The sequence below is a fragment of the Parasphingomonas halimpatiens genome, assembly GCF_036663795.1.
Taxonomy (GTDB): Bacteria; Pseudomonadota; Alphaproteobacteria; order Sphingomonadales; family Sphingomonadaceae; genus Sphingomonas.
In genome coordinates this window covers 247,485-268,207 of record NZ_JAXOJP010000005.1, presented here as the reverse complement: position 1 = coordinate 268,207, position 20,723 = coordinate 247,485, and the positions used below count along the sequence as shown (strand labels likewise).

The following is a 20,723-nucleotide window of genomic DNA, read 5'->3' as shown; positions in this document are numbered from 1 at the left end:
TCGAAGGCAAGACCGAGCGTCAGAAAAACCCTCATCCCAAGGGCTCGCTCGCTTATGCCGCATGGGTCTGCGCTCGCCTCGGCGGATGGACCGGCTACTACGGAAAACCCGGCCCGGTCGTCATGCTCAACGGATGGCTCGAAATCCAGGCCGCTAAACGTGCCATCCAAACCCTCGGATACCAGACCAATGTGTGAATCTGGTAGGGCACGGGGAGGGGGACCGCGACGCGAAGCGGCGTGGTGGTGGGGCTGGTCGGGCGATAGCCAGCCACAAAATCCACCGGTGCGTCCGCCGCCAGGTCAGGCAAACGCGCGCTGATCGAGCGACGCCAGATCACCCCCGACCGGCCCCTCCACCGCCTTCGGCGGTCCCCCTCCCCGTTCCGGGGAGGTATTTTCAGGTCACCCCTCGAGGCTCTTGGAAGCCTGTTCGAACATGTCCTTCGACAGGCCAGGTACCGCGACGATGCGTTCCAGTTCCGCGCGCATCAGCGCGGCGCGTCCGCTGTCGAAGCGGCGCCAGCGGCCGAGCGGCGGGAGAAGCTTGGCGGCGGTCTGCGGATTGAGCTTGTCGAGCGCGATCAGTTGGTCGGCGAGGAAGCGATAGCCCGCGCCGCCGGCAACGTGGAAGGCGCGCTGGTTGACGCTGAACGCGCCGACCAGCGAGCGCGCGCGATTGGGATTGGCGAGCGTGAAGTCGCGGTGCCGCGCCAGTTCCGCCACCACCGCCGGCGTATCGGCGCGTGACGCCAGCGCCTGGGTCGAGAACCATTTGTCGAGCACCAGCGCATTGTCGGAATAGCGGTTGTAGAAGATGTCGAGCGCGGCGATCCGTTCGGGCGCGTCGCTGTTGACGAGCGTGGTCAGCGCGCCCTGGCGATCGGTCATATTGTCGGCCGCCTCGAACTGCGCGAAGGCGAGGCCGGCGACGTCGGCCGCGCCGCTGGCGGCGATATAGCCGAGCGCGACGCTCTTCAGCCGGCGCAGGCCCTTGTCCTCGGGATTGTAGCGATAGGCGCCGACGCCCTTCGCCGCGAGATAGGCGGCGCGCCAGCGCTCCTCGAGCGCGCGGCCGAGATCGCCGCGCAGCGCCTCGCGTGCGCGGTAGATCGCCTCGGGATCGACCAGGGCCATCTGGTCGCCGATGAAGCTCTCCGACGGCAGCAGCACCGCCTCGGCGACGAAGGCGCGATCGAGCGCGGTGTCGTCGAGCGTGTTGCCGACCGCGGCGATGACCGCGGCGTGATCGGCCATGCGGCCCTGCGCACCCGCGACGAGCGTGTCGAGCATCAGCTGTTGCATCGCCTCGTAGCGCGCGAACGGATCGTCATCATGCGCCGAGAGGAAGGCGAGATCAGCGGCGCTGCGATCGGTCTCGACCACCACCGGCGCGGAAAAACCGCGATTGATCGACAGCACGGGCCGCTCGGCGATGTTGTCGAAGGCGATTTCGGCGGTGGGCTGATCGAAGATGAGCAACTGCTCGGGAAGGAGCGGCTGGCTGCTGGCGGTGCCGAACAGACGCAGTTTGAGCGGCAACACCATTGCCGGCTTGTCGCTCTGCCCCGGCGTCGGCGGGACGCGCTGGGCGAGGCGCAGCGTGGCACGCGCGGCCTCTGCATCATAGGCCAGCGCGGCGGTGACGCGCGGCGTGCCGGCCTCGCTGTACCAGCGGCGAAACTGGGTCAGGTCGATGCCGCCGGCATCCTCCATGCAGGCGACGAAATCCTCGCACGTCGCCGCGGTGCCGTCGAAGCGATCGAAATAGAGATCGGTGCCGGTGCGGAAGCGCTCGGCCCCCAGCATCGTCGCCAGCATGCGGATGACCTCGGCGCCCTTGTTGTAGATTGTGGCCGTATAGAAATTGGCGATTTCGAGATAGGATTCCGGGCGCACCGGATGCGCCAGCGGGCCGGCATCCTCGGGGAATTGCGACGCGCGCAGGCCGCGCACATCCTCGATCCGTTTGACCGCCGCCGAGCCCTGATCGGCCGAGAAGCTCTGGTCGCGATAGACGGTGAAGCCTTCCTTGAGGCTCAGCTGGAACCAGTCGCGGCAGGTGACGCGGTTGCCCGACCAGTTGTGGAAATATTCATGCGCGACCACCGCGGCGATGGCGTCATAATCATAATCGGTCGCGGTGTCGGGATCGGCCAGCACGTAGCGCGAATTGAAGATGTTGAGGCCTTTGTTCTCCATCGCCCCGAAGTTGAAATCGTCGACCGCGACGATGTTGAACACGTCGAGATCATATTCGCGGCCATAGACGCGCTCGTCCCACGCCATCGCCATCTGCAACGCGGCAAGCGCATGGCCGGTGCGCGACAGATCGGCCGGGCGGACCCAGATGCCGAGCGCCACCTCGCGCCCCGAGGCGGTGACGAAGCTGCCGCGATTGGCGACGAGATCGCCGGCGACCAGCGCGAACAGATAGCTCGGCTTGGGGAAGGGATCATGCCAGGTCGCCCAGTGGCGGCCATCGTCGAGATCGCCCGACGCGGTCGGATCGCCATTGGCGAGCAGCACCGGAAAGCGCGCCTTGTCGGCGGTCATCTTCACCGTGTAGCGGCTGAGCACGTCGGGCCGATCGGGGAAGAAGGTGATGCGGCGGAACCCTTCCGCCTCACACTGGGTGCAGAGATTGCCGCCCGAGGCATAGAGCCCCATCAGCTGGGTGTTGCGATCGGGCGCGATCTCGACCTCGGTCTCGACGACATGCGCATCGCCGCTGATCGGGATGACCAGCGCCTCGTCCTCGACATGCCAGTCATTGACAGCGACGCCATCGACCATGACTGAAAGCGGCGTCTGGCCGCCGCCGTCGAGCCGCAGCGGCGCATCATGCGCGCCGTTGCGCAGGATGTGGAGCGTCGCGCGGACCCGCGTCGCGGCCGGATCGAGATCGAAATCGAGCGCGATCTCGGGCACCAGCCATGCCGGGGGACGATAATCCTCGCGCCTTGTGACGAGCGGGACGGCGGCGGCGTTCTGAACATCGAGCATAGGCTCGCGATGTAGGCGGTGGCGTGCCGCGGTGCCACCCCAAACGCGCCGATGCTTGCACGCGCCCGCCGCTGTGATAGCGCGGTGACACACGAAGCGGAGCGGAAATGATGCGGCGGATGATGGCGGGGCTGGCGTTGCTGGCGGCGAGCGCGGCGCCGGCGCAGGATGCGCCGACGCGCGACCTGGCGACGATCAACGCGCCGCTGCCCGACGACCAGGCGGCGCTGAAGGCGCATGTGCTGTTTCTTGCCGACGACGTAATGAAGGGCCGCGAGGCATCGAGCCCGGAGTTCATGATCGCGGCGCATTATGTCGCAGCGCAATTCTATGCCGCCGGGCTGCGGCCGGCGGGCGACAAGGGCGGTTATCTGCAGGACGTGCCGCTGGTCGCGGTGCGCCCGGCTGATCATGGCGATGTGGTGGTGACGCGCAAGGGCGCCGCGCCGCAGCCGCTGGTGTTCGGCGAGGATTATGTCCCCGGCGCGGTGGCCGGGCGCGCGGCGACGACGATCGACGCGCCGGTGGTGTTCGTCGGCCAGGGCATCGTCGCGCCGACCTATCGCCGCAACGACTATGCCGGGGTCGATGTGCGCGGCAAGATCGTCGCCATGCTCGGCGGCGCGCCGAGCCGTTTCCAGAGCGAGGAGCGCGCGCATTTCTCCAGCCCCGCGACCAAGGCTGCAACCGCGGCGGAGCACGGCGCGATCGGTGTGATCCAGATCCTGCCGCGCGCGCTGGGGCGCGCGGCGACGGGCTGGGACCGCGCCCGCACCGTCTGGGCGAAACCCGACGGCACCGGCTTCGAACCCGGCGCGCCGACGCTTGCCACGCTGAGCGCGAGCGGCGCGGCCAAATTGTTCGATGGTGGGAAGACACCATGGGCGGCGATCGCGACGGCGGCGAACAAGGACGGCGCGACCTTCCTCGCGATGCCGCTGCCGCGCCGGCTAACGATATCGCTGCACAGCGCGTTCGAGCCATCGCGCAGCGCCAATGTCGCCGGGTTGCTGCCGGGGGGCGACCCGAAGCTGCGCGATGAGGTGGTGGTGCTGTCGGCGCATCTCGACCATCTCGGTGTCGGGCGCGCCGACAAGAATGGCGACACGATCTACAACGGCGCCGAGGACAATGCCGTCGGCATCGCCGCGCTGATCGAGGAGGCGAAGCGCTTCAAGTCGAGCGGCACGCCGCCGCGGCGCAGCATCCTGTTCCTCGCGGTGACGGCGGAGGAGAAGGGGCTGGTCGGATCCGACTATTTCGCGCGCCACCCGACACTGCCGCTCGATCATATCGTCGCCGACGTGAATCTCGACATGCCGATCCTGAGCTATGCCTTTCAGGACATGACGGTGTTCGGCGCCGACCGCTCGACGCTCGGCCCGATCGTCGGCAAGGCGGTGGCGGCGCTGGGCGTGACGATGTCACCCGACCCCGACCCCGGCCAGGGCATCTTCGTGCGCTCCGACCATTATCGCTTCGTCCAGCAGGGCATCCCCTCGGTGTTCCTGTGGCCGGGCCAAGCCGGCGACGGCAAGGCGGCGTGGGCGGACTTCTTCGCCAAGCGCTATCACCAGCCGTCGGACGAGATCGGCCAGACGCTCGACTGGGCACAGGGCGTGCGTTTCGTGGCGGTCAACTACGCCATCGCGCGCGAGATCGCCGATGGCGACGCCCGGCCGCGCTGGAACAAGGGCGATTTCTTCGGGCTGCTCTATCACGGCTATGGCGCACAATAACGCCGACAAGGGGGACATGAGATGAGCAACAAACCGATCGCGGCCGCCATCGCGCTTGCCGCGCTGCTGGCGCCGGCGACGGCGCTCGCCGCCAACCATCCGCCGTTCGATGTCGAGACGGCGACTCATGCCTATCTCGCTTTGTTGCAGGGCCCGGCGCGGGCCAAGTCCGATGCCTATTTCGAGGGCGGTTACTGGCTGCCTTTATGGGGCACGCTGGTCGCAGTGGTCATCTACCTGCTGATGTTGCGCAGCGGTCTGTCGGCGCGTTTCCGTGACGTGGCCGAGCGGCTGTCCAAGTGGCGCTGGCTGGTGCCGGCGCTCTATGCCGTGCCGTTTGTCATCGTGTCGACGCTACTGACCTTGCCGTGGACGATCTGGTCGGACTTCGTGCGCGAGCGGCATTATGGTCTGATGAGCCAGAGCTTTTCCGCCTGGCTGGGCGAGCAGGCGATCGGGCTCGGCGTCGCGATCATCGTCAATGCGCTGCTGCTGGTCGCGCTGTTCGCGGTGATCCGCCGCTTTCGCCGGACTTGGTGGCTATGGGGTGCGGCGACGACCAGCGCGTTCCTCATCTTCGGCCTGTTGCTCGGCCCGGTGTTCGTCGCGCCGCTGTTCAACACCTATACCGAACTGCCGGCCGGGCCGATCCGCGACCGCATCGTCGCGATGGCGACCGCCAGCCATATCCCGGCCGAGCATATCTATCTATTCGACGCCTCGAAGCAGACGAAGCGCATCTCGGCCAATGTTTCCGGGATCGGGCCGACGATCCGCATCTCGCTCAACGACAATCTGCTCAACCGCACCGGGCCGGACGAGATCGCCGCGGTGATGGGGCATGAGATGGGCCATTATGTCATCGGCCATATCGAGCGCGCGTTGCTGATCATCACGCTGGCGCTGTTTGCCGGTTTCTGGATCCTGCAACGCATCATCCCCGGCATCCTGGCGCGCTATGGCGCGCGCTGGGGCGTGCGCGACGTCGCCGACCCGGCGGTGTTGCCGCTGCTGGCGTTGCTTGGGGCGGTGACCGGGCTGATCCTGACGCCGGCGCTCAACACGCTGACCCGCGTGCAGGAAAGCCAGGCCGACGCGTTTGGCCTGAGTGTCGCGCAGGAGCCTGATGGTTTCGCCAAGGTGGCGATGCGTTTGTCGGAATATCGCAAGATCGAACCCGGCCCGATCGAGGAGATGTTGTTCTTCGACCATCCATCGGGCGCGACGCGCGTGCGCATGGCGATGCAGTGGAAAAAAGACCATGTGCCCGGCGCGACGATGGTGACGCCGGACATCAAGCTCGACGGGCAATGACGCGGCGGCTGCTGATCCTCGGGCGCGGTTATACCGCCGGGCGGTTCGGCGCGGCGATGGTCGCGCGTGGCTGGGCCGTGACCGGCGTGACGCGCGACGGGCGCGATGGCACTTTGGCCTTTGGCGAGCGCGACGCTGTGGCGACGGCGATCGGCGCGGCCGACGCGATACTGTCGTCGATCCCGCCCGAAGGCGACCAGGACCCGGCACTCGCCGTCTATGGCGATGCGCTGGCGGCGGCGCGCGGCTGGCTGGGCTATCTTTCCTCGACCGGGGTCTATGGCGATGCCGGCGGTGCATGGGTCGACGAGACCGCGCCGACCGGAACCGGGCGCCGCAATGCCCGCACCGCGGCGGACGCGGCGTGGCTGGCGCTGGGCGCGCGGGTGTTTCGCCTGCCGGGGATTTACGGCCCCGGCCGCTCGCCGCTGGAACGCGTGGCAAGCGGCGCGGCACACCGCGTCGACGTGCCGGGCCAGGTGTTCAGCCGGGTGCATGTCGACGACATCGTCAGCGGGGTGATCGCGGCGCTCGACGCGCCGGCCGGGGCGTACAACCTCGCCGACGATCTGCCCTGCGCGCAGAATGACGTGATCGAATTCGCGGCGCGGCTGCTCGGGCAGGCGCCGCCGGCCTATGTCGCGCTCGACAGCCTGTCGCCGATGGCGCGCGCTTTCTATGCCGAGAACCGGCGCGTGGCGAACGGCAAGGCCAAGCGCGTGCTCGGCTGGGCGCCGCGTTACCCGACCTACCGCGCCGGCCTGCGCGCCCTAAGCGCGATGACCAGCCCCGCCCCCGCCAGCGCCGCGCCCGCGACGGCGAGCCCGGTCCAGCGATAACCCTCGAACAGCGTCGAGAGCAGCATGGCGATGACCGGGACGATTACCCCCGAATAGGCCGCCTTGGCCGGGCCGATCGCGCGCACCACGCCGAAATAGAGCGGGAAGGTCAACGTCGAGCCGATCAGGCCGAGATAGACGATGCCGCCAATATAGGCGGGGCGCCATTCGATCACCGGCGGGCCGCTGAGCACGAGCGCGATCACCCCATCGAGCGCCGCGCCGAGCAGCATCGCCACCGCGAGCGTCGGCACCATTGGATAACGCCTCGCCGTATCGGTCGCCTGCAACACGTTGGAGGTCGAGGCAGAAAAAATGGCGAGCGCGGTCAGGCCGATGCCGAGCACCGCCTCGCCGGGGCCGCGCGGGTTGAGCCGTACCTCGTGCAGGAACAGCAGCGCGATACCGGCCATCGCCACCGCCGAGCCGAGCAGCAGCTGCGCGCCCATGCGCTGGCCGAGAAAGACCCGGGCGAGCACCGCATTGGGCACCAGCATCAACGCGAACACCACCGCGACGATGCCCGAGGTGATATGCTCCTCGGCGCGGTAGACGAAGTTGAAGTTGAGGCAGAATTGCGAGAGCGCGATGAGCCCGGCGAAGCGCCAGCCGCGCGCATCGAGCGCGAATGTCTCGCGCCGCACCAGCGCGAGCAACACCATGCCCGTGCCGCCGACGAGGAAGCGATAGCAGACCGACCAGCTTGGCGGGACGCTCGACACCTGGTCGCGGATCACCAGCCAGGTCGAGCCCCACACCAGGGTGACGATCGCGAACGGCAGCAGCACCGCGAAGCGCGTCGATGAAGGGGCGGTCGTTGCGGTCACGGCCAAGCCTTTAGCCGCGCACACGCCGCTGTCGATGCGCTTCTCTTTATCGGATGATAAGCTGGCCTGATCGATCCGCGTCAGGCGCCAAGCGCGGCGATCGCCTCGGCGAGCGGGCGGATCGCCTCGGCCTGCTGATCCCAGGAAATCACCAGCCGTACCTCGCCCGGCGCCCAGTCGTAAAAGTCGAAGCCGAGCGCGCGCAGCCGCGCCGCCTCGTCGGGGCTGGCGCGCAGGAACACCTCATTGGCCTCGACCGGGTGGACCAGCCGGTCGCCCGCCGCCTCGGCGAGCAGCGTCGCGCCCGCGTTGGACGCACGCGCATTGTCGCGCCAGCGGTCGTCGTCGAGCAAAGCGAGCAGCTGCGCGGCGAGGTAGCGCCCCTTGGAAAAGAGCAGTCCGGCGCGCTTGCGGCGATAGAGCGTGGCGGCGGCGAGCTCGGGCTTGAAGAACACCAGGCATTCGGCGTTCATCCCGCCATTCTTGACGAAACCGAAGCTCAAAGCATCGACCCCGGCGCGCCAGGTCATCTCGGCGGGGGTGCAGCCGCAGTGCACCATCGCGTTGGCGAAACGCGCGCCGTCCATGTGCAGGCCGAGACCGCGCGCCATCGCGAGCGCGCCGATCGCGGCGACCTCGTCGGGCGTGTAGACGCGGCCATATTCGGTCGCGTTGGTAATCGAGATGGCGTGCGGCTGGACCTGGTGGACGTCGTTGCGCGTCGCGTCGAGCACGGCGGCGATCGTCTCGACCGTCAGCTTGGCGCCTTCGCCGTCGGCGAGCAGCAACTTGGCACCATGGGTATAGAATTCGGGCGCGCCGCATTCGTCATTCTGGATATGCGCGTCGCGGTGGCAGACGACCGCGCCGTGCGGCGGGCACAGCGCGGCGAGCGCGAGGCAATTGGCGGCGGTGCCCGAGGGCACCCACAGCGCCTTTACCGGGGTTTCGAACAGGTCCGAGAAGCGCCCGTCGAGCTGCCTGCTCCACGCATCACCATCATAGGCGGTGTCGAGCGTGTCGGCAGCGGCCATCGCGGCGAATATGGCGGGATGGACCGGGGCGGCGTTGTCGGAGAAGAAGCGCATGACGGTGCCTTGCTGCGCGCCGCGCGCGGCGTCAACGGGGTGCCCGTCAGGCGGCGCCGGTGACGACGAAGCCGAGGAACAGCGCCGAGGCCGCGATCATCACCCCGGTCGCCGCCCAGCCGAAGCCGATCTGCCAGCGCGACACCTTCAGCCGCCCCATGGCGCGCGGATTGCGCACGATCAGCATCATCACCACCATCAAAGGGCCGGCGAGAATGCCGTTGATCACCGCCGCCCAATAGAGCGCGCGCGCCGGATCGATGCCGATGCCGTTCAATGACGCGCCGGCGAGCGTCGTCGCTGCGATCGTACCGTAGAACAACCGGGCCGAGAGCGGCTTGGCGTCGAGGCTGCCGGCAACACCCGCCATTTCGGTAACGGCATAGGCCGCCGAGCCGGCGAGCACCGGCACCGCGAGCAGGCCGGTGCCGATGATCCCCACCGCGAACATCGCGAAAGCGAATTGCCCGGCGATCGGGCGCAGCGCCTCGGCCGCCTGCGACGAGGTGGCGATGTCGCGCACGCCGCTGGCATGGAGCGTCGCGGCGGTCGCGAAGACGATCGCCAGCGAGATGATCGTGCTGAACGCCATGCCGGTGAGCGTGTCGATCTGGATGCGCTTGAGCTCGGGGCCGGCGGTGGTCGCCGTCAGGCACAGCGGCTTGGCGTGGTGGCGGTGCTGCTCCTCGATCTCCTGTCCGGCCTGCCAGAAGAACAGATAAGGGCTGATCGTCGTGCCGAGGATCGCGACGAAGGCGGTGGCATAAGCGGTGTTGAACTGCAGTTCGGGCACGACCAGCGAGCGCAGCGCGTGCGGCCAGGGCACGTGCGCGACCAGCACCACCGCGACATAGGTGAACAGCGACAATGTCGTCCATTTGAGGATCGCGGCATAGCGCGGATAACTCAGCCAGACTTCGAGCACGATGCAGGCGATGCCGAAAAGCAGCGTGTAGAGCGCACCGTTGCCGCCGATGAGCAAGGTCAGCGCCGCCCCCATCGCGCTGAGATCGGCGCCGAGATTGACGATGTTGGCGATCAGTAGCAGCGAGACGATCAGCCACAGCAGCGATTTGGGGTAGTGCCGGCGCAGGTTGCGCGCGATGCCCGCGCCGGTGACGCGGCCGATCTCGGCGGCGATCTGCTGGATCGCCACCATCAGCGGGAAGCTGAGCAGGAAAGTCCAGGCGAGCCCATAGCCGAACTCGGCGCCGACCTGGCTGTGCGTGCCGATGCCACTGGGATCGTCATCGGCGGCGCCAGTGATCAGGCCCGGCCCGAGCGATTTGAGGAAGGCGCGAAACCCGACGGCAGGCGCTGCTTCGGGTGGGGCGGGGTCGGTCATGCAGGACCGTCGCACGTGGCGCCGTGGGTGGCAACGCAACGATCGACCGCTTCAGGGTCGCGGCGACAGCAGGTGCGATCTGTCAAAGAACCGGTGGCCTCGCCCGCATCAATCGGCCGGGGGGCAATCGCGAAAGTCCGTTTGCCGCCGCATCGGCCCGACGAGCACGCCACGACGATCGATGCAGCCCCAGCGCCCACCGACATAGCTGCCATGTTCGCCCCTCATCTTCACCTCGCAACCGATGCACACTGTCGCGACGCCGCTCGCGAACGGATAGGCGCCATCATAACGCCGCGCGATGACGAGCCCGAGCCGTTGGTCGATATAACCGATCTTCCCGCGTCGTTGCGACCGGGCGAGGCCGTCGGAAAAGCCCTCCGCGCCGTTGTCCAACGTCATAACCGGGGCGCTCCGGCCGTCGCGTCGGACGTAATACCAGCCATCGACATAGATATTGGCCAGGCCATGACGATCAAAGGCGAGCCGACGAAGGTGAAACGGGCGCACGCTCATCCGACCGGTGCGATCAAGCCGCGCGCAGTGTGCGAAGGTGCCGATATCGACGTTGAAGGCATAGGTGCAGGGACGCAACAACGCCTTGTGTCCCGCAGCGGCTGGGGAAACGATGGCAATCGACGCGGCGACCGATGCGATCACGCCGAAGGCGCGCGCGTTGTTCACTCCTCGTCGCCGCGCCCCGGTGGCGGCGTGGCGCGCTCCTCACGACGGTCGCGCGGCGGTGGCGGGTCGTTGCGCGGGGCGCGGTTGATCTGAATGCTGCCGTCGCGGCCGATATGCAGGTCGAGACCGAGGCCGGAGATATTGCCCTCGATCGGCAGCACGTCGTTGCCCGGGGCATCCGCGCTGTCCGCCGCATCGGGATCGACCGCGTCGGTCACCGGTTGCGGTGCCTGTTTCGGCCCGACGCCGAGCCCGCTCTGCATGAAATCGCGCCACACCCGCGCCGGGATGCCGCCACCCGACAGCCCGCGATTGGGGGTGTTGTCGTCATTGCCGACCCACACGCCGCACACCAGCCCATTGGCGAAACCGATAAACAGCGCGTCGCGGCTGTCCTGCGTCGTCCCGGTCTTGCCGAAGGTTGCGACCGACAGCGCCGCCTGGCGCCCGGTGCCGGTCTCGGCCGAGGCCGAGAGCAAATCGAGCATCTGCTCGCGTATGCGGCCGGTCAGCGGATGCTGGCTGTTGGCGACCTCGTCATACCAGCTGCGGCCCGGCATATCCTCTAGCCCGCGGACATGGACCGGGTAGCTCTCGCCGGCGACCGCGGCATAGGCGGCGGTCAGTTCGAGCAGCGAGACGGTCGAGGTGCCCAGCGCGATCGTCGTCTCGCTCGGGATCGGCGTCGAGATGCCGAGATCGCGCGCCGCCTTGATCACCGCCGCGACGCCGACCTTCTGCGTGATGCGCGCCGCCGCGACGTTGGACGAGCGCGCGAACGCCTGGCGCAGCGTGATCGGGCCGAGATAGCGGCCATCGGCGTTCTTCGGGCTCCAGTCGCCGATCGTCACCGGCTTGTCGTCGATCATCGAATCCGGCGTCATGCCCGAACGCAAGGCGGCGAGGTAGACGAACAGTTTGAACGCCGAGCCGGGCTGGCGCCGCGCCTGCGTCGCGCGGTTGAACGGGCTGTCGGCATAGCTCTTGCCGCCGACCATCGCGACGACGCGGCCATCGGGGCGCATCGCGACCAGCGCGATCTGTGCCTGACGCACCCCGGCGCGCGCCACCGCGCGCTCGGCGGCGCGTTGCAGCCTCTTGTCGAGCGTCGTCTTGACTGTGGTCTCGGTGGCGATCTCGCCGGCATGGTCGCGCGCGGCGGGCAGCACCCAGTCGGCAAAATAGGTGCCGTCGGGCAGGCGCTGGCGCTCGGGCGGCACCGACAACCGCGCCGGGCCGACATCCGCCGCGTCGTCCGCGCTGAGGAAGTGGGCGGCGACCATCGCCGCGACGACCAGCTTCTGCCGCGCGCGCGCGCCCTCGAGATCGCCGGTCGGGGCCAGCCGCGACGGCGCCTTGACCAGCCCGGCGAGCATCGCCGCCTGGCCGATCGACAGATCCTCAGGTCTCCGGTTGAAATAATGCCGCGCCGCCGCGCTGAGCCCGTAAACGTTATCGCCGAAATAGACGTTCGACAGATAGCGCGACAGGATCTCGTCCTTCGACAGCCACGCCTCGAGCCAGAAGGAGATCAGCAACTCGCGGAACTTGCGGCCGGCGGTGCGATCCGAATCGAGAAAGGCGTTCTTGGCGAGCTGTTGCGTGATCGTGCTGCCGCCCTCGTGCAGCCCGCCGCGCGACAGATTGTGCATGAAGGCGCGCGCGACGCCGCGCGGATCGACCCCCCAGTGCGAGCGGAAACGGCGGTCCTCGATCGCGAGGAAGGCGTTGGTGATGTGCTTGGGCAATTTCGCGGCATCGACCGGCTTGCCGATGATCGCGCCGTGTCGCGCGATCGGCGTATCGTCGTCGGCGAGCAGCGTGATGCTCGGCGGGGTCGGCGGCTGGAGCGATTTCGACAGCGGCGCGGTGATCGCCAGCCAGGCGACCGCGACGACGAACAGCATGACCATCACCGCCAGCCCGCGCATCACCCAGCGCAGCCGGCGGCGCGGGCGCTGCACCACCGGCAGGTTGCTGGTATAAGCGTGGTTGGGAAAGTCTTCGGGCGCGTCGCGATCGTCGGGCGGATCGCGCCGATAGTCCGACGCGTAGCGCGACGGCGGCGGCATGCCGCCGGTCAGCTCGAGCGGATCGCGACCTTGGGCCGGGCCATCGGGATCGAAGGGATAGGAACGCATCGCCTGTCTCTTACTCGGCCTGTGCGTGTATTACGTGAATATAACAGCTCGTGCAAGTCGGCGTGGACGCGAGGGCTGCGTTGCGGCACATCGTGGCCGCTATACCAGCGGAGGGGCGGGCTTGCGAGTAACGATCAAGGACGTGTCGCGAAGCGCCGGGGTTTCGATCAAGACGGTGTCGCGCGTCCTCAACAACGAGAAATATGTCGGGGCCGAGACGCGGACGCGCGTCGAGGCGGCGGTCGCGGCGCTCAATTTCCGGCCGAGCGCGGCGGCGCGCTCGCTCGCCGGCAAGCGCAGCTGGCAGATCGCGCTGATCTGCGACAATCCCAGCCCCTATTATGTCTATGAGATGCAGTCGGGAATCCGCGATCGCTGTGCGCAGGACGGCGTACGCATGATCGCCCAACCCTATGACCGCGATTCGGCGACCTTGCTCGACGATGTCGAAAGCCTGGTCGATGCGACGCATGTCGACGGGCTGATCCTGACCCCGCCGGTGACCGATTATCCGCAGGTATTGGACCTGTTGCAGCGCCGCGGCGTGCGTTTCGTGCGCATCTCGCCGGGTTCGCAGCTCGACCTCGCCCCGTCGAGCTTCCTCGACAATGAGGCGGCGGCGACGGCGATGACGCGGCATTTGATCGGGCTGGGCCATCGGCGGATCGGTTTCGTCGCCGGGCACAAGAGCTATGCGACCAGCGCGCAGCGTCTCGCGGGCTATATGCGCGCGCTGCAGGAGGCCGGGATCGAGCTCGACCTCGGCCTGGTCAAGCAGGGCGGCTATGACTTCGCCTCCGGGTCGGTCGCCGGCGAGGAACTGCTCGGGCTCGACCGACCGCCAAGCGCAATCTTCGCGTCGAACGACGACATGGCGGCGGGCGTGCTCGCCGTGGCGCATCGCCGCGCGATCGCAGTGCCCGACACGCTGTCGGTCGCCGGCTTCGGCGACGATGCGCTGGCCGGCTATGTCTGGCCGCCACTGACCACGATCCGCCAGCCGACGCGGCGCATGGGCTATGAGGCGGCCGACATGCTGCTGTCCGACGAGACGCCGGTGGTCGAACGCCGCGAGGTGCCGTTCGAGCTGATCGTGCGCGGCTCGACCGGGCCGCTTTATCCGATCAGGACGTAGCTCCCCGGTTTTCGGAAAGAAGATTTGTTCGCGCGGAGGCGCGAAGGCGCGGAGGGGTTGCGTGCCGGGTTAGGTCGCGCGTCAGCAAATCGACTCACGCGCGCCGCGCCGGTTGCGGTTTTTGCTGACGCGGAACATTCGCCACAGAGGCGAGCTCTCCGCGCCTCCGCGCCTCCGCGCGAACAAAAAAGGCGCGACCTCGCCCTGCGCGGTGCTGTGGCGAAAGGAACTAGCCGATCAGAAAATAGGCCGCCGCCACCGCCAGCACGAAGGCGACGAGCGTGGCGGCGAGGATGACGAACAGCGGGCGCGGTCCGGCCTCGAGCAGTTGCGAGAGCGGCGAGCGGATCGCGGTCGCGGTGACCGCGGCGGCGAGCAGGCCGGCGGCGGTCTTCTCCGCCGCGGTCGCAACGAAAGGCGGGATGATCCCGGTCGAATTGATCCCGGCGAGCACGAAAAAGCCGACCACGAACCAGGGCAGCCCGACCTTCTTCGCCCCGCTGGCATCCTTGCCGAGGAACATCGCGACGATCGCCAGCACCGGCGCGAGCAGCGCGACGCGGGTCAGCTTGACGATCGCGGCGATCTGCCCGGCGCCTTCGGAATAGGAGTATCCCGCGCCAAGCGCCTGGGCGACGTCGTGGATCGCCGCACCGAGCATGAAGCCGGCCTTGAGGTCGCTCATGTGCAGCGCGTGCGCGGCGAGCGGATAGACCATCATCGCCGTCGCGCTCATCGCCGAGATGCCGACCAGCACCAGGGTGAGCTGCGCCTGGCTGGCGCGTTTCTCGCCCAGCGTCGTCGCCAGCGCCATCGCCGCGCTGGCGCCGCAGATCGCCACCGCGCCGCCGGCGAGCGTGCCGAACGCGGCATCGAAGCCGAGCCGCCGCGCGACGAGGATGCCCGCGCCCATCGTCAGCGCGACGATGAGCAGCACGCACAGCAAGGCGAGCGGACCGAGCGCGATGATCTGGCCAATCGTGATGCGCACCCCGACCAGCACGATGCCCCAGCGCAGCAGCGAGCGCGAGGCGAAGGCGAGACCGGGGGTGAGCCGCACATCGGCCGACAGGAAATTGAGCGCGAGGCCGATCAGCAGCGCCATCAGCGTCAGCGGCACGCCATAATGGTCCGACAGGAAACCGGCGGCGAGCGTGCCCGCCGCGACGATCGTCAGCCCGGGCCAGTAACCGCGCCACGTCGCCTGCGGCGACGGTTCGATATCGCCGTAGAGATCCGCCGCCATCGGCAGCGGCCGCTTGGTGGTAAGTGCCATGTCGCCCTCATGCCCGTTCGGGCTGAGCTTGTCGAAGCCCCGTCCTTGCGGGACGCGGCGACGAGGATGGAAGGACAGCCCTTCGACAAGCTCGGGGCGAACGGATAGCTTTTCATTAGCGTAGCGACCGTCAATATGACAACGCTATCGGAAAATAAGCGGGAGTGGAGAGATGGCCGATAATCAGGCGGGCGCCGGGGAGCGCGCAGGCGGCGGTGCGGCGCGCTGGATTATCGTTGCGATGATCTTCGTCGCGATCATGCTCAACTATGTCGATCGCCAGATTCTCGCGCTGCTCAAACCGACGCTCGAGCTGCAATTCAAATGGTCCGACGCCGACTATGCCAATATGGGCACGGCCTTCCAGGTCGCGACCGCCTTCGCCTTTCTCGGCACCGGCTGGTTCCTCGACCGGGTCGGCCTCAGGCTCGGCTTCGCGCTCGGCGTCGCGATATGGAGCCTGGCCGGCATGGGCCATGCCTTTGCCTCCAGCGTGACCGGCTTCTTCAGCGCACGCATCCTGCTCGGCATGGCCGAATCGGTCGGTACGCCGGCCGCGGTCAAGTCGGCGGCAACCTATTTCAACCATCGCGACCGCCAGCTCGCGCTCGGCATCGGTAATACCGCGCCCAATATCGGCGCGATCGTCACCCCGCTGTTCATCCCCGCGCTGGCGGTGGCCTATGGCTGGCAGGCGGCCTTCCTGCTCGCAGGCGGGCTCGGGCTGTTATGGGTGGTGGTATGGTTCGCGATCCGCGTGAAGCCGGTCGCGCTCGACGCGTTGTCGCCGGCGCGCGTGCCGTGGCTAAGCGTGCTGCGCAGCCGCAACACCATGGCGATCGCCATCGCCAAAGTGCTGTCGGACCAGGTGTGGTTCTTCATGCTGTTATGGCTGCCCGACCTGTTCCACCGGCTGTTTGGCCTGCCGCAAGGCACGCTCGGCCTGCCGATCGCGCTCGTCTATGTCATGGCGGCGTGCGGCGCGCTGACCGGCGGGTACATCCCGTCGCGGCTGATGAAGGCCGGCTGGAGTGTCAATCGCGCGCGCAAGACGACGATGCTGCTCTATGCGCTGCTCGTGCTGCCGGTGGCGACGGTGCAGTCGCTGCAGAGCCCGTGGATCGCGGCGCTGGTGCTCGGCCTCGGCCTGTTCGCGCATCAGGGTTTCTCGACCAATGTGTTCGGCGTGACGACCGACATCACCCCGGCGCGCTCGGTCGGCTCGACGATCGGCATCGCGGCATTCTGCGGCAATCTCTGTTCGGTCGGGATGATCCAGTTCGCCGGCTGGTCGCTGTCGCACGGCTTTGGTTATGCGCCGATGCTGGCGATCTGCGCGGTGTCGTATCTGCTGGCGCTGCTCGCGATCCAGCTGATCATCCCGGTGATTGTGCCGGTCGACGAGAGCGAGCGCGGCGATGGGCTGGTGATGGGGCATTGAGCAACCCGCACCAGCTGAGTTCAATTCAACCAGGGCCTTACTGAGTCGCCGAAAAATCAACGCTCTGGAAATTAAAAGACTCGTCCGAAATGGATATTTTTTGGACTCGCAATTGCCTCCAATTTTGCCAAGATGCATTTAATACGGAGGGGGTGGCGATGTTAGAAAATTTTCTATTAATCCGGCGCATGATGTGTGCTCCGATCATTCTCGGATCTAGTCTGTTTTTGTCCGCATGTTACCATCACTCCTTCCCAGTTGCCGATCGTTTTGTCCAAAGCCAACGTGGCCCCAATTACGCCGAGGTTTTTGTTGACGCGAATGGCAGCTTTTATCCTTCCGAATGGCGCGTGCTGTTGAGTACGCCGAGACACTGGCCGGCGGGAAGCCTGCTGAATCATAGCTCCGCCATGCGCAACCGACTCACAGTTGATGAACCACGTCAACTTGCTGATATCGCAGCCTTCGGACGCGAGAAGAAAAGAATATTTATCCTTGTTCATGGCTACAACAACACTGTTGCAGAAGCGACGCCAGCTTATGAAGCAATCGAAACCCGACTAGGCCTGAAGGCTAGCGATGGAATTATTCGCTTCTATTGGGATGGTTTGACCGGATCGGGATTGGGCGGTGGTAGAATATGGTTCTGGGCGACTGGTAATAGCCAGCTCGCCGGATCACGCGGCCTTCGACGCCTGCTCGATCAGTTTAGTGACAAGGATATCTATCTTATAGCGCATAGCCGCGGATCCTCCGTTGTCCTTTCTGCACTCGGTAACCCTGTCTACGATCCTGACTTCCTCGCTGATACAAAAAAACTAGCTGCTGCTTGGAGCGATAGTGCGAACTTCCTCGCGCCACCGCCGCTTGGCGAAAATGGCAATCGAATTCACATTCTGTTGCTCGCACCAGCAATTGACCGCATCGACTTTTGCGACGCGAGCGAGCAGCCAACTACGGACCGGGCATATACATGCCGACGCTTGCGCCCACTCGGCAAACAAGTGGTCAGCTTGCGTTACACCGTGAACGCGAAGGATCCGATCCTTCGTAAATATGTTGGGCTAGCCGCCAAATTTAACCCAACCGGGCTTGGTACCACCCTCGCGGTTGGCTGCGCACTGCAGAAGGATCAATATCCTTTGATGCGGGAATATATCTTAAAGCCGGAAAAAATCCATCGTTTCTCGTGGTATGTCGGTAGCAAGGTTTTTGACCGGATGTTGGCTGATGAAGGGTTGGGGGTACAGCATGCAGATCAGGTCGCCTGGGCCCCTACCTGTAATCAGAGTGATAGCTAATCTATGTTGAGTGGCGTCCCATTGTAGTCGCTCAGCAGCAACCTCCACATCCGGGTTCTCTCTGAAACCGCAAAACGAAAAGGCCCGACCGGATCATGCCGGCCGGGCCTCACGGGGTCCCAAGGGGGCTGGGATCAGAAGGTCACGCGTCCCGTCACGCCGAAGTAGCGATCGGCGTCGCGCGGGATCTGGTAGCGATAGGCGCCGCCGGGGCCACCATTGGTGATCAGCGCGGCGAAGCTCTGGTCGAACAGGTTACGCACCTGGAAGGTAAGCTTGAGCTTGTCGTCGGGCGTCGCGACACCTGCCGACAGGTTGACCAGGCCATAAGCGTGAATCGTGCCGAACTGGCGCTGTACCGCATCGGCCGAGAACAGCGACAGTTCCGAGCTCTGATACGAACCCTGTGCGCCCATGAAGACATCGACCGCGCCACCGGTGCGGATGCGATAGTCGATGCTGATATTGCCCTTCCATTTCGGCGCGAAGCCGAGCGGCGTACCCGCCGGTACGACCGCCGCGCCAAGCGGTGCGAGGAAGGCGTCGACCTTGGCATCGGTATAGGCGAAGCCGCCCGTGATGTTCAGGTCGCGCACCGGACGATAGCTGGCATCGAGCTCGAAGCCGCGGGTCGAGATGTTGCCGGCGTTGGTGAAGCGCGTGACGACCACGCCCGCCACCAGATCCGGGTTGTTAGCCTGGAAATTGTGATATTTGGCGTAATAGGCAGCGAGATTGAGCGTCAGCTTGCCGCCCATCAGCGTGTTCTTCAGGCCGAGCTCGAACGCGTCGGAGGTTTCCGGCGCGATGACGTTGGTGCCGGTCGCGGTCAGGTTGTAGAACACATTGTACGCCGGGCCTTTATAGCCGCGCGCATAGGTGCCGTAGAAGGTCGAGTCATGCGACAGGTCGAACTGGAAACCGGCCTTGCCCGACAGATTGGTATGGCTGGTACCGGTGCGGAACGGCACGCCGTTCGATAGCGCCACCGCCTGCGTCGCCGCCGTGGTCGGGGAGGTGCCCAGCCCGACCAGCCGGACATATTCATTGTACACGCCCTGATCGAAATTGGGCTGGATGCCCGGGCCGGTCAGCGGCGAGACGCGTGAATGGAACACGTCGAGATGGTCGCTGGTGAAGCGCAGCCCGCCGATCAGCCGGAAGTTCGACGCGACGTTGAGCGTGCCCTGGCCGAAGAACGCCAGATTGTCGAACACCGAACCGAAATCCGCCGTGCCGTTGGGGAAGGTCGACGGGTTGGCGAGCGCGCTGGTGCACGGCGTCAGCGTCGTCGGCGCGGCGCCCACCGCGGTGCAGGCCTGATCGAAGCGCGAGAAGATCCGCTCGCTCGTCGCGCGCGAATAATAACCGCCGATCACATAGTCGAAGAACTGGTGGCCCGGTGAGGTCAGGCGCAGTTCCTGGGTGAAGGTGTGCCCGGTCTGCGGCCCGAAATCGTGCAGCTGGTTGGAGCCGATATAAGCCTGGTCGAGCCAGTCGCCGTCGCGGATCTCGGTGTTCTTCCAGTTGCGATAGGCGGTGATCGAGGTCAGCGTATGCTGACCGAGCGTGATGTCACCCTGCAACGAGAAGCCGTAGCCGGTTTCCTTGGTCGCGGTGACGAGGTTCTGGGCGATGGTGCGCGACTGGTCGCCAAGCGGCGTGGGGAGAGCGGCGGATGGCAAGGTCGCGGCCGGCGGCGGCGAACCGGCTACTACCGTAATCACCTTGCCGTCGGCGCCGTTGATCGGCGGCGTGCCGATCACCTCGGCGCAGCAATCGTCGTTATTGTGGTGATAATCGGCGATGAAGCTCAGCCGGATATCGGGGCTGGCATCGGCGACGATCTGCAGGCGGCCGCCATAATGTTCGAAGCCGTTGACGTGCGTCTTGGCGGTGGTGTTGTAGATGTTGCCGTCATAATTGTCGTAAAAGCCGGTCAGGCGCGTGCGCACGCTGTCGCTGAGTGGCGCGTTGATCACCGCGCGGCCGCGATATTCGGCCCGGCTGTAATAACCCGCTTCGACATAGCCGCCGAAAGCGTGCGTCGGCTGCTTCGAGATGATGTTGACGACGCCGGCCGAGGCGTTCTTGCCGAACAGCGTGCCCTGCGGCCCGCGCAGCACTTCCATCTGGTCGACATCGACGAGGTCGCTGAACGCCTCGCCCGCACGGCTATAGACCACGCCGTCGACCACGGTCGACACCGACGGCTCGCCGGCGATCGAGAAGGTCGAGGTGCCGACGCCGCGCAGGAAAATCGTCTGGTTGAGCGTCGTGCCGGTCTTGAGCACGTTGAGCGTCGGCACGAGATATTGCGCGCCCTCGATGCTGACCTTGCCCTGCGAGGCGAGCGCGTCGCCCGAAATGACCGAGACCGCGACGGGCACGTCCTGCAGCCGCTCGGCGCGCTTCTGCGCAACGACGATGATGTCGCCCGGGGCGGTGTTTTCCGGATCGGTCGCCGCCGCCGGAGCGGGCGTGGCGGCGGGCGCGGTTTGCGCGAAGGCCGGTGATGCGAACGCCAGCAGCGCCGCGCCGGAGAGATAGAAAGCCTTGGTCATGATACCCTCCCTTAATTCCCAGTA

General features: G+C 66.5%; 14 protein-coding genes and 1 pseudogene. 7 read left to right on the top strand and 8 right to left on the bottom strand.

All coding sequences use genetic code 11. The annotated features are described in order from the left end of the window. Positions 1-197 (top strand): annotated as a pseudogene (locus U1839_RS08095) (hypothetical protein); the annotation flags it as partial. Between the two features lie 207 nt (positions 198-404). On the opposite strand, the gene pepN reads toward U1839_RS08095, so the two are convergent. Further along, positions 405-3,005 carry an aminopeptidase N gene (gene pepN, locus U1839_RS08090; RefSeq protein WP_332803137.1) on the bottom strand — a complete coding sequence of 867 codons (2,601 nt, stop codon included), beginning with the start codon at positions 3,003-3,005 and terminating at the stop codon, positions 405-407. A gap of 107 nt (positions 3,006-3,112) precedes the next feature. Here pepN and U1839_RS08085 point away from each other — a divergent pair, with 107 nt between their 5' ends. Genes U1839_RS08085 through U1839_RS08075 form a run of 3 tightly spaced genes read left to right on the top strand, consistent with a single transcriptional unit; the run spans position 3,113 to position 6,897 of the window. Continuing rightward, positions 3,113-4,744 (top strand): M28 family metallopeptidase, encoded by a 1,632-nt coding sequence (locus tag U1839_RS08085; RefSeq protein ID WP_443030587.1) that lies wholly within the window; start codon positions 3,113-3,115, stop codon positions 4,742-4,744. A gap of 21 nt (positions 4,745-4,765) precedes the next feature. Continuing rightward, positions 4,766-6,058, top strand: coding sequence for a M48 family metallopeptidase (locus U1839_RS08080; RefSeq protein ID WP_332803136.1), 1,293 nt, complete (start codon positions 4,766-4,768; stop codon positions 6,056-6,058). Then, positions 6,055-6,897, top strand: a complete 843-nt coding sequence (locus U1839_RS08075; RefSeq protein WP_443030586.1) for a Rossmann-fold NAD(P)-binding domain-containing protein — start codon at positions 6,055-6,057, stop codon at positions 6,895-6,897. The genes U1839_RS08080 and U1839_RS08075 overlap by 4 nt, the downstream gene beginning before the upstream one ends. Here the strand turns inward: U1839_RS08075 and U1839_RS08070 are convergent. From U1839_RS08070 to U1839_RS08050, 5 genes are all read right to left on the bottom strand, one after another. Then, on the bottom strand, positions 6,807-7,724 hold the full coding sequence (locus U1839_RS08070; RefSeq protein WP_332803135.1) for a DMT family transporter: 918 nt from the start codon (positions 7,722-7,724) through the stop codon (positions 6,807-6,809). The genes U1839_RS08075 and U1839_RS08070 overlap by 91 nt on opposite strands. A gap of 80 nt (positions 7,725-7,804) precedes the next feature. Further along, entirely contained in the window at positions 7,805-8,812 is a 1,008-nt protein-coding gene (locus U1839_RS08065) for a threonine aldolase family protein (RefSeq protein ID WP_332803134.1), read from the bottom strand. A 46-nt stretch (positions 8,813-8,858) separates the two neighbouring features. After that, a complete protein-coding gene (locus U1839_RS08060) occupies positions 8,859-10,157 on the bottom strand; it encodes an NRAMP family divalent metal transporter (protein WP_332803133.1) in 1,299 nt (432 codons plus the stop codon). Positions 10,158-10,265: 108 nt separating this feature from the next. Beyond that, positions 10,266-10,841, bottom strand: a complete 576-nt coding sequence (locus U1839_RS08055; protein ID WP_332803132.1) for a WG repeat-containing protein — start codon at positions 10,839-10,841, stop codon at positions 10,266-10,268. Continuing rightward, positions 10,838-12,982, bottom strand: coding sequence for a transglycosylase domain-containing protein (locus tag U1839_RS08050; protein WP_332803131.1), 2,145 nt, complete (start codon positions 12,980-12,982; stop codon positions 10,838-10,840). Before U1839_RS08050 ends, U1839_RS08055 begins: the two co-directional genes overlap by 4 nt. 121 nt (positions 12,983-13,103) lie before the next feature. Here U1839_RS08050 and U1839_RS08045 point away from each other — a divergent pair, with 121 nt between their 5' ends. Then, complete coding sequence (locus U1839_RS08045; protein WP_332803130.1) at positions 13,104-14,117, top strand: LacI family DNA-binding transcriptional regulator; 1,014 nt, start codon at positions 13,104-13,106, stop codon at positions 14,115-14,117. 229 nt (positions 14,118-14,346) lie between these two features. On the opposite strand, the gene U1839_RS08040 is transcribed toward U1839_RS08045, so the two are convergent. Next, positions 14,347-15,393 (bottom strand): YeiH family protein, encoded by a 1,047-nt coding sequence (locus U1839_RS08040; RefSeq protein ID WP_443030585.1) that lies wholly within the window; start codon positions 15,391-15,393, stop codon positions 14,347-14,349. 172 nt (positions 15,394-15,565) lie between these two features. Here U1839_RS08040 and U1839_RS08035 point away from each other — a divergent pair, with 172 nt between their 5' ends. Together U1839_RS08035 and U1839_RS08030 are read left to right on the top strand one after the other, a co-directional pair. Continuing rightward, positions 15,566-16,834, top strand: coding sequence for an MFS transporter (locus tag U1839_RS08035; protein ID WP_332803129.1), 1,269 nt, complete (start codon positions 15,566-15,568; stop codon positions 16,832-16,834). An 89-nt stretch (positions 16,835-16,923) separates the two neighbouring features. After that, positions 16,924-18,135, top strand: coding sequence for an alpha/beta hydrolase (locus U1839_RS08030; RefSeq protein WP_332803128.1), 1,212 nt, complete (start codon positions 16,924-16,926; stop codon positions 18,133-18,135). Positions 18,136-18,269: 134 nt separating this feature from the next. Here the strand turns inward: U1839_RS08030 and U1839_RS08025 are convergent, their stop codons facing one another. After that, positions 18,270-20,699, bottom strand: a complete 2,430-nt coding sequence (locus tag U1839_RS08025; RefSeq protein ID WP_332803127.1) for a TonB-dependent receptor — start codon at positions 20,697-20,699, stop codon at positions 18,270-18,272. Positions 20,700-20,723: the final 24 nt, after the last annotated feature.

Excerpts from the sequence above, each read along its gene's own strand:
- U1839_RS08030 (WP_332803128.1), top strand. The coding sequence starts at position 16,924 with ATGGATATTTTTTGGACTCGCAATTGCCTCCAATTTTGCCAAGATGCA.
- U1839_RS08065 (WP_332803134.1), bottom strand. The coding sequence starts at position 8,812 with ATGCGCTTCTTCTCCGACAACGCCGCCCCGGTCCATCCCGCCATATTC.
- U1839_RS08050 (WP_332803131.1), bottom strand. The coding sequence starts at position 12,982 with ATGCGTTCCTATCCCTTCGATCCCGATGGCCCGGCCCAAGGTCGCGAT.
- U1839_RS08085 (WP_443030587.1), top strand. The coding sequence starts at position 3,113 with ATGATGCGGCGGATGATGGCGGGGCTGGCGTTGCTGGCGGCGAGCGCG.
- U1839_RS08040 (WP_443030585.1), bottom strand. The coding sequence starts at position 15,393 with ATGGCACTTACCACCAAGCGGCCGCTGCCGATGGCGGCGGATCTCTAC.
- U1839_RS08080 (WP_332803136.1), top strand. The coding sequence starts at position 4,766 with ATGAGCAACAAACCGATCGCGGCCGCCATCGCGCTTGCCGCGCTGCTG.
- U1839_RS08035 (WP_332803129.1), top strand. The coding sequence starts at position 15,566 with ATGGCCGATAATCAGGCGGGCGCCGGGGAGCGCGCAGGCGGCGGTGCG.
- pepN (WP_332803137.1), bottom strand. The coding sequence starts at position 3,005 with ATGCTCGATGTTCAGAACGCCGCCGCCGTCCCGCTCGTCACAAGGCGC.
- U1839_RS08060 (WP_332803133.1), bottom strand. The coding sequence starts at position 10,157 with ATGACCGACCCCGCCCCACCCGAAGCAGCGCCTGCCGTCGGGTTTCGC.
- U1839_RS08075 (WP_443030586.1), top strand. The coding sequence starts at position 6,055 with ATGACGCGGCGGCTGCTGATCCTCGGGCGCGGTTATACCGCCGGGCGG.
- U1839_RS08025 (WP_332803127.1), bottom strand. The coding sequence starts at position 20,699 with ATGACCAAGGCTTTCTATCTCTCCGGCGCGGCGCTGCTGGCGTTCGCA.